Below are 13,541 nucleotides of genomic sequence, written 5' to 3' on the forward strand. Positions count from 1 at the left end.
TCTTCCGTCGATGACCAGCGCCCGAAAGCAGCGTCCGGCCAGGAGCAAGGCTGGGACCGGTCAGTAATTCCACTCCCACTTGACGCCGACGCGGGTGTCGGCGTCGGCGCCGACATCCGCCTGGGCCTTGATGTTCTTGGTGATGTCGACCTCCACGGTGGCGCGGCTCTGGTTCGCGCCGATGCCTTGCTCAACCCCGACATAGACACGGTCGCTGACGTAGCGCCCGGCCTCCACCGCCCCGCCCTTGCCGTCCGCCCCGCCGGTGAATTCCAGCCGGTCGATGCCGAGGCCGCGGCGCAGATTGCCGATCAGACCGGGTCCGCCGCCGCCGAAGCCGGCCAGCGTCGCGGCGGACTGGGCAAGCTGGACCGCTTCCACCGCATTCAGGCTGCCGACCGACTTCCCGAACAGCACGGCGGACAGGACCTCGTCCTGCGGCAACCCCTGCGGAGAGGTCAACTCCAGCTTCGGCTGCCCGGCGGTGCCGGTGACCAGAACCTGGGCGGTCACGTCGTTGGCGGTGGCCTCGGCCAGGAAGTCCAGCCGCGGGTCGATGGTCGGACCACCGTCGAACTCGATGATGCCGCGCTTGAAGACGAAGGTCTTGGCGAGAAGGTCCAACTCGCCCTTCAGCATGTTCAGCCGCCCGCTGACCAGCGGCTGGCTGGAGGTGCCGGTGACGGCGAGCTGTCCGGCGAACTCGGCCTCCAGCCCGCGCCCCCGGACGAAGATCTGGTTCTGCGCGCTGATCGTCAGATCGAGGATCATCGCAAAGGCCGGCTCCGGCGCCGCCGGTTGCCCGTTGCCCGCCTGGCCATTCTTCAGGCTGACCGGCTGCGCCTTGCGACCCTTCCCGACTTCGACGACCTTCAGGTCGACCACGTTGGGCGGCGTCTGGTTGGGGATCTGGATTTCCGCCCGCTCGATCCGCACAGGGCCGGCCAGCCGCGGGTTCAGGAAGCTGCCGGTCAGCGTCAGGTTGGTGCCGATGGTGACCGCCGCCAGTTCGTTCTGCACCAGACGCGCCCGGCTGGCCTGGATGACGAGGTCGAGTTGCTGCTGCGGGTCGGTGGCGGCAGGACGGATCACGCCGCGGGCGCTGATCTCACCGCCGTTGGTGGTCCGCCCGCGGAAGGCCTGGATGGTGAAGACGTCGCCGTCGCCGACGATGCGGGCGTCGATGTTGCTGATGATGGCGCCGCTCGCCCGGTTCTCGTAGCGCCCGTTGACCAACGTCACCGTGCCACCCAGCTTGGGCGCCGCCACGGTGCCGTCGACGCTGACGTCCAGCCGGAGGGTGCCGCGCGCCCGGTCGCCGCTGGCCGCCAGCAGGTCGTTGGCGAGGGAGGCGTCGATGGCGCCGCGCAGCGCCGCCTCCAGCCGGCCGCGCTCCGGCACCGAGAAGGCCAGCGTGTCCGGGTTCATTGCCAGCGGTGCGGCGGCGGTCAGGGTCACCCGGCCGGCGTTGTTGCTGGTGGCGACGTCGCCGTCCACCGACAGGCGGGCCTCCCTCCAGCGCGCGTTGACGGTGGCGTTCAGGCCCGGCACGCCGGCCTGGGTGGTCTGCTGCGCCTTCAGGTTGGCGACGCGCACGGTGGCGTCGGCTTGCGGGCGGCGGACGGTGCCGCCGAGAGTCGCCTGCGCGTTCAGCGTGCCGTCCAGCCGGAGGGTCGGGTTCGCCAGCCGGGCCAGCGCCATCGGCACGCGGTCCAGCCGCAGCTCGCCCGACAGCCGCTCCCCGTTCAGGCCGAGATCGGCGGCGAGCTGGGCGTTGCCGCTGACCAGCCGCAGGCCGGACACCTCGTAGCGCCGCTCGCCCAGGGCGATGGCGGCGGGCTGGGTCAGCCGGAAGGACTCGCCGCTGTAGCGGCCCTGGAGGCGATCCAGCCGGATGCGGTTCAGCGCAGCGTTCTGGGTGAATTCCCCGGCCAGCTCGAGCCCCAGCGGGTCGCGCCCGGCCCCCACCGCCTCCGCCCGGAAGGCCGCCTTGGCGAGCGAGCCGTCCACGCTGGCCATCACGCGGGACAGGTCGTTGCCGGCGGCGGCCCCATCTTGAAGCTCCACGCGCGCCTTGCCGCTGGCGCTGCCCAGCGCGTCGGCAACGTCGGCGTTGGCGGTCAGGCGACGCGCGGCGAACAGCGGCCCGCCCTCGCCTTCCACGCGGAGGTTGGTGGCGTTGGCGGTCAGGTTGGCCGCCTGCTTGCCGTTCGGCGCGTCGAGCGCGACGGTGAAGCCCGCCGTTCCGGTCAGCGGCACGCCGGCCAGCTCCGACAGCGCCTGAAGCTGCGGCAGGGTGCCGTCGAGCTTGCCGGTCGCCGTCATGGCGTCGAGCGCCACGCGCACCGCCCCGGTGATCCGGTTCGGTCCATTCGCCAGCGCGAGGTCGCTGATCTGCAACGCCTGCCCTTCCAGCGCATAGGCGGCGTCCACCGTCAGACCGGCTCCGGCCAGTTCGGTGCGGGCCGACACATGTCCCTGCGGGGCGTTTGGCAAATTCCGCGCTGTGGCGTTCAGCCGCGTGTCGCCGAAGCGGCGGCCCTGCACGGCGAGGTTCCGGGCGTGCAGCGCCGCCTCCGCCACCAGCGCGTCCAGCGGGCCATTCGCCGTCGCGTCGATCGTCAGGCCGCCGGCCATCTCCGTCCCGGCGGCGGTGCCCACCGGTGCGAGGTCGGCGATCTCCAGGCGGGTCTTCGCGTCCACGGCCCCATCCACCAGGGCCGCCGCACCGGTCAGCCGCCCGTTGCGGCCATCCACCGTCAGATCGGTGAGGCGCATCGCGCCGCCCGGTTCCATGACCGCCTGCGCGCCAAGGCTGACGTCGCGACCGAGCACGCCGTCGGCGGGTGTTCCGGTCTCCAGACCGCGCAACGCACCGCTGAGTCCCGCCGTCAGCGTGCCGTCCTCCTGCCGGCGCACCGGCCCGGCCAGCGCCAGCGACCCGGCCAGCGGTTGACCGGCGAGGGCGGAGAGGCGCGACAGGTCGTCGGCGTTCAGCGACACCGTCACGTCGGCGGTCTGGCCCCAGCCGGTCACGCTGCCCTGCGCCCCGGCGCTGGCCGCCGCGGTGGTCAGGGTCACCCCGTCGATTCCCACCGCTCCGGTGTCGGCGTTGATCAGCGCCCGCCCATCCAGACGCACCTCCGGCCCGGCGACCGAGGCCAGGGCGGGATCGTCGGCGGCGAGGTCATGGATCAGCCCCTCCACCACCACGGCCAGCGCGTCCAGCCTGCCCTGGGCGGTGCCCGACACGGTGCCCTCCCGCCAAGCGATGCCCGGGGCGAAGCCGTGCAGGGTGGAGTCCGGCCCGGCCTGAACCTCGTAGCGCAGGTCCAGGCTGCGGCGGTCGGCACCGACACGCCCTGAGAGAGTGGCCTTGGCGGCGGCGGTCTCGACGGCCACCGGCTGCAGGGTCAGGGCGCCGTCTGGCGCGACCACCACGGTGCCCCTCAGCACCGGCTGCGGCCCGGCCAGCGGCGCGATGTCGGGGCCGAGCAGGGTCGCCAACTCGCCGGTCGCCGCGAGGGTGACGGCGTGCCCTTCCGGCACCGCCTTGACCGTCGCGTCGGCGGCCAGCCGGGCGGCGTTCTCCGCCGCCGCGGTGAAGGTGCCTTTCCAGTCGTCCAGAGAGCCCTGCCCGTCCAGAGACGCGCTGACCGGCGGCGCACCGGGGATGTTCAGCGCGGTGGCGATCAGCCCGCCCGCCGGCTCCGACGCCTTCAGGTTGAGGTCGAGCCGCTTGTCATCGGGGTTGAAGGCGACGTCGAGTGCCACCGTGCCCGGCTGTTCGCCCAGACGGTCCACGTTCAAATGCGCCTCGAGCGACGACCCGCCCGACGCGAGGTCCAGCGACCCGTCGATCTTCAGCCGCGCCTCCTGCCCCAGCAGCGGCTCCGCCAGAAGCAGTTCGGCAATGGCCAGCTTGTCCACGGCGACGCCCACCGGCAGGCTGGGCAGCAGGGAGGTCGGTCCCTGGTCGGGCGGCGGCTCCGGCCCCTCGGCGGGCAGCGGCGCGCGCTCCACGACGACGCGCTGCGCCTCGATGGCGTCGGCCTTGGCCCGTCCGGTCAGCAGCGCGGTCGGGGCGAGGTTGACGCGCAGATCCTCCAGCCGCAGCCACACGCCCTCGCGGTCGGCGACGGTGACGTCCGAGATCGTGAAGTTCACGGGAACCGCGCCGCCGATGGTGCCGATCCGGACCTGGAGGTCGGGGCCGTTCACCGCCTTCTCGATGGTCTGGGCGATCCAGCGCCGGACCGCGTTGGCCGGCCCCCAGCCGCCCCCTTCGCTGTCGGCCGCGCGCGCGGCCTCCGTCAGGACCGCCCCGGTCAGGACGGCGATGGCCAGAAGTAGGACGATCAGACGACGCAGACCCGACACCACGCACCCCGTTGCGGCATTCCCCGAATGGTATAACGGGAAAGAGCAAGGGCGATCCCGATCCAAGTGGCAAAAATGCGACCCGTCCCGGCATCACCGGTTGAAACAGTGAATCAGAAAGCCTGACCCAGACTGAGATAGAGCTGCCACTTCGCGTCCCCGGAATCCGCGTTCAGCGGAAAGGCGATATCGGCCCGCAACGGACCGAAATCGGTGTAGTAGCGGGCACCGATGCCCGCGCCGACCTTCAACGGTTCCTTGAAGTCGGGGAAGGCGCTGTCGAAGACGGTGCCGGCGTCGACGAAGGGCACGATCCCGACGGTCTCCGTCACCTTGACGCGCAGTTCCAGCCCGGCTTCGAACAGCGACCGCCCGCCGGTCGGGTCGCCGTAGATGTCGCGCGGTCCGGCCTTCTGGAAGCCGTAGCCGCGCACCGATCCGCCGCCGCCCGCATAGAAGCGGTGGTCCGGCGGAACCTCGTCCAGAGAGGCTCCCACCGTGCTGCCGACGCCGATGCGCGCCGCAGCGACGTATCGCCCGTCGTCGGACAGATCGCGGTAGGCCGACGCGTTGATCTGGAAGCTGGTGAAGATCGAGTCCGTATCCCCGGCGTAGGGAAACCAGGGGGTGGCGAGCAGCGAGGCGCGGTAGCCCTTGGACGGGTTCAGCAGATTGTCCGAACCGTCCCAGGCGATGCCCAGCGGCACGCCGATGAAGCCGGTCTGATACTCCCGCAAATTGGAGCGCACCCGCCCGCGCTCCCCCGACACGCCGTAGGAGACCTTGAGCTGGTCGGTCACCTGCCGCTCCAGCGAGGCCGAGCCGATGGTGGCGACGCGGTCGTAGGCCGGCGGCTGCTCCGACGCGACCTGGAAATCCAGGATCAACGACTGGCGCGGCGCCAGGAAGTCGGGCTTGCGGAAGTTGGCGGACAGCCGGATGTCCGGCAGGTCCAGGCTGCCGCGCGGCCCCTGCGCGGCGCCGTTGTCGCCGCCGATCCGCCCGACCTCCACGCCGAGCCTCAATCGCTCCGCCCCGCCGAACAGGTTGCGGTGGCCCCAATAGGCCGAACCGCCCACCCCGTCCTCCGACGAATAGAAGGCGCTGGCACCGATGAAGCGGTGCAACTTCTCGGCCAGGGTCACGTCCACCGGCGTGACGCCGCCCGGCCCCGGCTCCTCGGCCAGCCGCACCCGCACGGTGTCGAACACGTCGAGCTGGGCGATCTGCTGGCGCGCCCGGTCGACCTTGGCCGGGCTGTAGATGTCGCCCTGCTTCCAGGGCAGGCGCCCGCGAATCAACCCCTCGTCCACGCTCGCCAGCCCGTCGATCTTCGTGTCGCCGAACATCACCAGCGGGCCGGGATCGACCGAATAGGTGACGTCCATGCTGTGGTCGTCGTGGTCGACCACCACCCGACGCTCGGCAACGGTGGCGAAGGGGTGGCCGCGCTCGGTCATCCGGCGCAGCAGGGCGGACTGGGCGTCCACCACCTGCGGTGCGCGCGCCCGCTCCCCCACCGGCAGGCCGATGTCGCCGGGGGTCACGTCGCCGCCCGGCAACGGCGCGCCATCGGTGGAAGCGATCGTGACGGTCTTGAAACGGTAGGGTGCACCGGGCGTCACCGCGACGGTGACCTTGGCCGGCGTCTGGTTCACGTCCACCCGGATGTCCAGCACGGCGTCGTAGAAGCCGGCGGAGCGCAGCGCCGTCTGCAGACGATCCCGATCGTTGTCGGCCCGCCGCTCCAGCCCCAGCACCGACGGCGGCGGGTCGTCCTTCAGGCTGACCAGCGATGAGCTGTCGCGCAGCAGGTCGCGCAGCTCGTCGTCCTCCAGCCCGGTGAACTCCACCTCGTAGGGAATCTGCGGGCCGGGAGCGTCGGGGGTCGGATCGCCCTGCCCCGGGTCCTCCGCGGCGGCCGGCGGCGCGGCCTCCCGAGCGGATTCAGGCGCGGAATCCTGCGCGCGCAGCGGGTCGCCCGGCACGGCGGCGAGCGCGCTGGACAGGAGAATGACGGCGAGGCGGGAAGCGGAAACGCGGCTGGTCATCACCGGACCATGTGGGATTCCGAGACGCAGACGCCAATGATTCGGTCGCCGCGGCGCAAGGAAATTCCGCATAGGCGCTTTGGGCGAGTTTCCCCCACCACGCCGCTTGCGTTATGAAGCCGGATCATTATATTGCGTCGCAACAGTTTCCCCGGCAGAGCCCCCCGATTGATCTCGGAGGGTTTTTTTGTTGTGCGCGGCCGACGTGCCGCGGTGTCGGGGCGGCATTGCGCAACGGAAGCCCCAGAGCGGATTTAAGAGTCCCCGACACATGAATCTTCGTAACGTCGCCATCATCGCGCACGTCGACCACGGCAAGACGACCCTGGTCGATCAGCTCCTCAAGCAGGCCGGTTCGTTCCGCGAGAACCAGCAGGTCGCCGAACGCGCCATGGACTCCAACGACCTGGAGCGCGAGCGCGGCATCACCATCCTGGCCAAGTGCACGTCGGTCCTGTGGAACGACCTGCGCATCAACATCGTGGACACCCCCGGCCACGCCGATTTCGGCGGCGAGGTCGAGCGCATCCTCTCCATGGTGGACGGCGTGGTCCTGCTCTGCGACGCCGCCGAAGGGCCGCTGCCGCAGACCAAGTTCGTGCTGGGCAAGGCGCTGAAGCTGGGCCTGCGCCCAATCGTCGTCATCAACAAGGTGGACCGTCCCGACGGCCGTCCGCACGAGGTGCATGACGAGGTGTTCGACCTCTTCGCCTCGCTCGACGCCTCGAACGAGCAGCTCGATTTCCCGACCCTGTTCGCCTCGGGCCGCAACGGCTGGGCGACCACGGACCTGGAGAACGGCGCCCGCGAGACGCTGACCCCGCTGTTCGAGCTGATCCGCGACCACGTTCCGGCGCCGAAGGTGGAGGAGGATCTGCCCTTCACCATGCTGGCGACCACGCTGGAGGCGAACCCCTATTTGGGCCGCATCCTGACCGGCCGCATCCAGACCGGCAGCGTCAAGGTCAACATGGCCATCAAGTCGCTGAGCCGCGACGGCAAGCTGATTGAGAACGCCCGCGTCAGCAAGGTGCTGGCCTTCCGCGGCCTGGAGCGCGTTCCGGTCGAAGAGGCGCACGCCGGCGACATCGTCGCCCTAGCCGGCCTCACCACCACCACCGTCGCCGACACCATCTGCGCGCCGGAAGTGGCCGAGCCGCTGGCCGCCCAGCCGATCGACCCGCCCACCCTGGCGATGACCTTCTCGGTCAACGACAGCCCGCTGGCCGGCCGTGAGGGCGACAAGGTCACCAGCCGCATGATCCGCGACCGCCTGATGCGCGAGGCCGAAGGCAACGTGGCTCTGCGCGTCACCGACACCGAGGGCGGCGACGCCTTCGAGGTGGCCGGCCGCGGCGAACTGCAACTCGGCATCCTGATCGAGACGATGCGCCGCGAGGGCTACGAGCTGGCCATCAGCCGTCCGCGCGTGCTGTTCAAGACCGACCCGCTGAACGGCCAGCGTCTGGAGCCGATCGAGGAAGTCGTCGTCGACGTGGACGAGGAGTTCTCCGGCACCGTCGTGCAGAAGATGGCGGAGCGCAAGGCCGACCTCATCGAGATGCGTCCGTCGGGCGGCAACAAGACCCGCATCGTCTTCCACGCTCCGTCGCGTGGCCTGATCGGCTACCAGAGCGAGTTCCTGACGGACACCCGCGGCACCGGCATCATGAACCGGCTGTTCCACGGCTACGCCCCCTACAAGGGCACGATCGCCGGCCGGCGCACCGGCGTGCTGATCTCCAACGCCGACGGCACCGCGGTGGCCTATGCGCTGTGGAACCTGGAGGATCGCGGCCCGATGCTGATCGATCCGGGCGTTCCGGTCTATCAGGGCATGATCATTGGCGAGCACACCCGCGGCAACGACCTCGAGGTCAACGTCATCAAGGGCAAGCAGCTCACCAACATCCGCACCACCAGCAAGGACGAGGCGGTCCGCCTGACTCCGCCGATCCAGATGACGCTGGAGCGCGCCCTGTCCTACATCGGCGACGACGAGCTGGTGGAGGTGACGCCGAAGTCCATCCGCCTGCGCAAGCGCTACCTCGACCCGAACGAGCGCAAGCGCCACGCCCGCGCGGCGGAAGCCAGCTGAGGCTGACGGGCAAGGCAGCGTTGAGATCGCGGGAGGGCTTCGGCTCTCCCGTTTTCTTTTCTACGGCGATGGCCGCGGTTACCCTGGCGGAAACACATCCGGAGGGACCAATGTCAGGGCGCGAACACCGGTACGAAACGACGGTCACGTGGACCGGCAACCAGGGAAGTGGAACCGCGGGCTACAAGGCCTACAGCCGCGACCTTGAGATCGTGGCTCCCGGCAAGCCGCCGATCCCCGGATCGTCCGACCCGGCTTTCCGCGGCGATCCCGCCCGCTACAATCCCGAAGACATGCTCGTGGCCTCGCTCTCGGCCTGCCACATGCTGTGGTACCTGCATCTGTGCGCCGTGAACGGCGTCACGGTGACCGCCTACACGGACGAGGCCGCCGGTACGATGGCCGAGGAAGCCAATGGCGGGGGCCGCTTCACCGACGTCGTCCTGCGCCCCCAGGTCACCCTCGCCCCGGGAAGCGATTCCGCCAAGGCCGTGGCCCTGCACCACGAAGCCCATGAAAAATGCTTCATCGCCAATTCCGTGAACTTCGCGGTGCGGGTCGAGGCGCGGATCGCCGGTGAATGACAAAGGAACCCCCCTTCCAAACGGAAGGGGGCGATTCCTAGTCCCGCAAACTCTTCTTCTTGATGTCGGGCTTCTCGCCCAACTCGTCGAACTTCTCCTGAACGGGCTTGTCAGGATCGCCCGAGGCCTGCCCGGTTTCCTTGATAAGCTTGTCCTCGATCCGCTGAGCGGCGTCGGACGGAGCATCGTCCTTGCGATGCCCCCGCTCCTCCGCGCCCATCACTTGTCGCCTCTGAGGATGTCCTTCACCTTGCCGACGACTTTGTCCAGCTTGCCCTCGGCCTTGTCGGCGCGGCCCTCGTCCTTCAGATCCCGGTTGCCGGTCAGGTCGCCGGCCTGCTTCTTGACTTCGCCCTTCAGCTCCTTGCCGGCACCGGTGATGCGATCGCTGTTCATGGTGCCTTCTCCTTTGATCGGTGAGTGTTTCAGCGACCGTAAACAGGGCCGCATGGGAAACGTCACGCCTTCGCTTGGTCGAAAAGGAAGAAGGTCCGTCGCGTTCGGCGTCGCCGGGCCTTACTTTTGGCGCAACCCCTCTCCGATCTTTCGGATCAGGCTGTCCCGCTCCTCCGGGCTGTAGCGCTCCGCGAAGCCCGACCCCCACACCGGCCCCGGCCACGCCGGGTCCGTCTTGGAGCGGGCGATGACGTGGATATGAAGCTGCGGAACCAGATTGCCCAAGGCCCCGACGTTGATCTTGTCCGGGGTGAACAGGGTCTCCAACGTGCGCGAGGCCAGGGCGATCTCATCCGCCAGACGGTGCTGGTCCTCTCGGGACAGGTGATGGATCTCCGTCAAGCCATGCCGGGCGGGAACCAGGATCAGCCACGGCCACACCCGGTTGTCCATCAGCAGGACGCGGCACAGCGGCCATTCGGCGACCAGGGCGGTATCGGACTGCAAACGGTCGTGCAGATGGAACATCGTCATGGGGTCCTGTGTCTTCCCTTCGGCCCGCAAGGTTGTCCTTGCGGCGTTCGCGGAAGAAAACGCCCATCCGATGCGTTCGTCCAGTGGGATTGCCGCCGTTGCAGGTCTGGTCACCTGCGCGTCGGAGCGGGATTGGTTGCGGGACACTGGTTGCGGGACTAGGAAAAATGTATAAACTGCCGCACGATCTTTATTCGGTCCGATGATGTTCCGGTCGGTGGCGTTCGGTCTTCCGGCTTATGCGGATCGCGCGGCGGAATTTAGACGACTCCTGCAACCAGGGTGGTGGGTACGGGTGTTCGGTCCGAAGGCGGTGTCGGGGCGGCGAGTCCCCCTGTGTGCCGATCCGGTTGAACCCCTTCGCTGAATTGAAAGATGCCCGGCCGGGGCGGACAAAGTCAGGACGGCCGGCAGACGTTTGGGACAAAGAAAGACGGTCATGCGCAAGTCGGCGATCGCGGCTCTCCTTCTCGTGATCCTGGGCAACATCGGAGTCTGGGCGCTGTGGAACCGCCCGGTCGCCGAACGCTCCTGGGGCGGCGCCATCAGCGGCGTCGGCTACACGCCCTTCCACCCGGACAAGAGCCCATCCAAGGGCGACAAGGCCTCGGCGGAGGACATCGAGAAGGACATGAAGGCCCTGGAGGGGTCGGTCAAGGGCGTGCGCATCTACTCCACCACCGACGGGTCGGAGCAGACGGCGCCCATCGCCCGCAAGTACGGGATTCCGATCACCGCGGGCGCCTGGATCGCCGGCAAGCCGGAGATCGACGAGCCGGAGATCAACGGCCTGATCAAGCTGGCGCGCGACAACAACAACGTCCGCCGCGTCCTGGTCGGCAACGAGGCGATCCTGCGCGCCGACGTCACCGTCCCGCAGGCCATCGAATACATCAAGCGCGTGAAGAAGAAGGTCAATGTGCCGGTCTCCACCGCGGAACCGTGGCACGTCTGGCTTGAGCATCCGGAACTGGCCGACGCCGTGGACTTCCTGGCCGTCCACCTGTTGCCCTACTGGGAAGGCGTGCCCGCCGACCAGTCGGTCGATTACGCCATGTTCCGTTACAACGAGCTGAAGACCAAGTTCCCGAACAAGCACATCCTCATCTCGGAAATCGGCTGGCCGGCCGACGGCCCGTGGCGCCGTGGCGCCGAGGCGAGCCAGGTCAACCAGGCCAAGTTCATCCGCACCTTCCTGAACGTCGCGGCGCAGAACAAGCTCGACTACTTCATCATGGAGGCCTTCGACCAACCCTGGAAACGGGAGATCGAAGGCACCGCGGGCACCAGCTGGGGCCTGTGGGACGCGTGGCGCAAGCCGAAGTTCCCGATGATCGGCGAGGTGACGGAACTGCGGAACTGGCCGCTGCTCTGCGGCATCTCCATCGCGGTGGGCTTCCTGCCGCTCGTCTTCTTCCTGTGGCGCCGCGGCGGCGACCTGAAGTTCGGCGGGCAGGTCTTCTACGGCGCGATGATCCAGGGCGTATCGTCGGTGCTGGTCTTCACCTTCACCGCGGCCAGCGTCGCCGGCCTCGCCACCACCACCGAAATTGCCTGGGGCATCCTGGTCTTCTGCCAACTCGTCCTGCTCGCCGTCATGCTGATCGATGGGCTCGAGCTGACCGAGGTCGTCTGGCAGGACCGCTTCAAGCGCAAGTTCCAGCCCTGCTCGGCGGCGCCCCTGCCGAACGCGCCGAAGGTGTCCATCCATGTGCCCTGCTACAACGAGCCGCCGCACATGGTCATGGAGACGCTGGACGCGCTGGCGCGGCTCGACTACCCGAACTACGAGGTCCTTCTGCTCGACAACAACACCAAGGATCCGGCGGTGTGGCGCCCGGTCGAGGAGTACTGTCGCAAGCTGGGGCCGAAGTTCCGCTTCTTCCATCTGGACAACTGGCCGGGCTTCAAGGCCGGCGCGCTGAACTTCGGCCTCGCCCAGACGGCGCCGGACGCCCAGCACATCGCCGTCATCGACAGCGACTATCAGGTCCATCCCGACTGGCTGAAGGCGACCATTCCCCACTTCAACCGGCCGGAGGTCGGCTTCGTGCAGTCCCCGCAGGACTACCGGGACTGGAGCCACGATCTGTTCCAGCGGATGATCAATTGGGAATACGCCGGCTTCTTCCACATCGGCATGATCCAGCGCAACGAGCGCAACGCGATCATCCAGCACGGCACCATGACCATCATCCGCAAGTCGGCCCTGGAAGAGGTCGGCCGCTGGGGCGAGTGGTGCATCACCGAGGACGCCGACCTCGGCTTGCGCCTGTTCGAGCACAAGTACGAGGCCGTCTACATGCCGGAGAGCTACGGCAAGGGCCTCGTCCCCGACAGCTTCTCCGCCTACAAGACGCAGCGTTTCCGCTGGGCCTACGGCGCCGTTCAGATCCTCAAGCACCACTGGCACGACCTGCTGCCGGGCGGCCCGCGCCTGACCGCCGGGCAGAAGTATCACTTCATCACCGGTTGGCTGCCCTGGTTCGCCGACGCCGCCCACATGATCTTCGGCATCGCCGGCATCATCTGGTCGCTCGGCCTGCTCGCCTTCCCGAAGTATTTCGAGTTCCCGCCCAGCGTCTTCATGATCCCGACGCTCAGCGTCTTCGCCTTCAAGGTCGGCGCCTCGCTCTGGCTGTACGAGGCGCGCGTGAAGTGCGGCTTCTGGGACAAGGTTGGGGCGGCCATCGCCGGCATGGCGCTGACCCACACGGTGGGCCGCGCCATGTGGCTGGGCATGTTCACATCGGGACGCCCCTTCGTCCGCACGCCGAAGTGCGAGAACCAGCCGGCGCTGATGCAGGCCTTCCTGATGGCGCGGGAGGAGATCGCGCTTTTGCTGGGCCTGTGGGGCGCGGCGCTGGCCATCGTGCTGGTGTTCGGCCACGAGAACCGCGACGCCTTCATGTGGTCGGGCCTGCTGGTGGTGCAGTCGCTGCCCTACCTGTCGGCCTTCATCACGGCGCTGATCAACGCCTTCCCGAACATCGGGCTGGGCAAGCAGCGCCCGCAACCCACCGAAACCGCCGGGGCCGGGGCGGACTGACCGCTCCCACCCGCCCAGATGGCCGACATGAACAGAGCCCCGCCGGAATGGCGGGGCTCTCGTCGTTTCGCCCGGTCGGCGTCTCGTCAGTCCCTTACTCCTGGGAACCGCCGTCCGCCATCTGTCCGATCCCGGCATGCGCCGACGCGGGATGGGCGGCGTTCACCTGGATCATCAGTCGCTCGACCATCTGCAGCGCCAAACGATGCAGATTGGGGTCCTCTCCCTTCGGATCGCGATTTTGATGGGCGGCAGCGGCGTCCTCGAGCGCGGCATGCGCTTCCTCGAGCCGCAAGACGCCGCGTTCCACCAATGCGAGCATAAGGGATTCACAAATCGAGAGGGCAGCCAGTCCCGCCGCATCCCGCTCCGCCGCCATGCCGCCCCCCACACTAATCCGTTACCACCGCCAGCCGTTCAAAACCCCATACGGCCAATGCCACCAACAG

The 13,541-nt window shown here is 68.6% G+C and carries 9 protein-coding genes; 3 read left to right on the forward strand and 6 right to left on the reverse strand.

Annotation, left to right across the window (positions count from 1 at the left end; genetic code table 11):
* Window positions 1–60: 60 nt before the first annotated feature.
* Together H0B54_RS04165 and H0B54_RS04170 are read right to left on the reverse strand one after the other, a co-directional pair.
* A complete protein-coding gene (locus H0B54_RS04165; RefSeq protein WP_188259345.1) occupies window positions 61–4,380 on the reverse strand; it encodes a translocation/assembly module TamB domain-containing protein in 4,320 nt (1,439 codons plus the stop codon).
* Window positions 4,381–4,493: 113 nt separating this feature from the next.
* Window positions 4,494–6,431, reverse strand: coding sequence for an autotransporter assembly complex protein TamA (locus H0B54_RS04170; protein ID WP_246472315.1), 1,938 nt, complete (start codon window positions 6,429–6,431; stop codon window positions 4,494–4,496).
* A 271-nt stretch (window positions 6,432–6,702) separates the two neighbouring features.
* On the opposite strand from H0B54_RS04170, the gene typA reads away from it, so the two are divergent.
* Window positions 6,703–8,529 (forward strand): translational GTPase TypA, encoded by a 1,827-nt coding sequence (gene typA, locus H0B54_RS04175; RefSeq protein ID WP_188259346.1) that lies wholly within the window; start codon window positions 6,703–6,705, stop codon window positions 8,527–8,529.
* 110 nt (window positions 8,530–8,639) lie between these two features.
* Window positions 8,640–9,113 carry an OsmC family protein gene (locus H0B54_RS04180; RefSeq protein ID WP_188259347.1) on the forward strand — a complete coding sequence of 158 codons (474 nt, stop codon included), beginning with the start codon at window positions 8,640–8,642 and terminating at the stop codon, window positions 9,111–9,113.
* Window positions 9,114–9,150: 37 nt separating this feature from the next.
* On the opposite strand, the gene H0B54_RS04185 is transcribed toward H0B54_RS04180, so the two are convergent.
* From H0B54_RS04185 to H0B54_RS04195, 3 genes are all read right to left on the reverse strand, one after another.
* The gene (locus tag H0B54_RS04185; RefSeq protein WP_188259348.1) at window positions 9,151–9,333 is read right to left on the reverse strand and encodes a hypothetical protein; all 183 of its coding nucleotides are present in this window, start codon (window positions 9,331–9,333) and stop codon (window positions 9,151–9,153) included.
* Window positions 9,333–9,509, reverse strand: a complete 177-nt coding sequence (locus H0B54_RS04190; RefSeq protein ID WP_094302228.1) for a CsbD family protein — start codon at window positions 9,507–9,509, stop codon at window positions 9,333–9,335. The genes H0B54_RS04185 and H0B54_RS04190 overlap by 1 nt, the downstream gene beginning before the upstream one ends.
* A 120-nt stretch (window positions 9,510–9,629) precedes the next feature.
* Window positions 9,630–10,043, reverse strand: a complete 414-nt coding sequence (locus tag H0B54_RS04195; RefSeq protein WP_188259349.1) for an HIT family protein — start codon at window positions 10,041–10,043, stop codon at window positions 9,630–9,632.
* Between the two features lie 439 nt (window positions 10,044–10,482).
* On the opposite strand from H0B54_RS04195, the gene H0B54_RS04200 reads away from it, so the two are divergent.
* Window positions 10,483–13,092 carry a glycosyltransferase gene (locus H0B54_RS04200; RefSeq protein WP_188259350.1) on the forward strand — a complete coding sequence of 870 codons (2,610 nt, stop codon included), beginning with the start codon at window positions 10,483–10,485 and terminating at the stop codon, window positions 13,090–13,092.
* Window positions 13,093–13,186: 94 nt separating this feature from the next.
* On the opposite strand, the gene H0B54_RS04205 is transcribed toward H0B54_RS04200, so the two are convergent.
* Window positions 13,187–13,471, reverse strand: coding sequence for a hypothetical protein (locus H0B54_RS04205; protein ID WP_188259351.1), 285 nt, complete (start codon window positions 13,469–13,471; stop codon window positions 13,187–13,189).
* Between the last annotated feature and the right edge of the window lie 70 nt (window positions 13,472–13,541).

The sequence above is a fragment of the Azospirillum tabaci genome, assembly GCF_014596085.1.
GTDB lineage: Bacteria > Pseudomonadota > Alphaproteobacteria > Azospirillales > Azospirillaceae > Azospirillum > Azospirillum tabaci.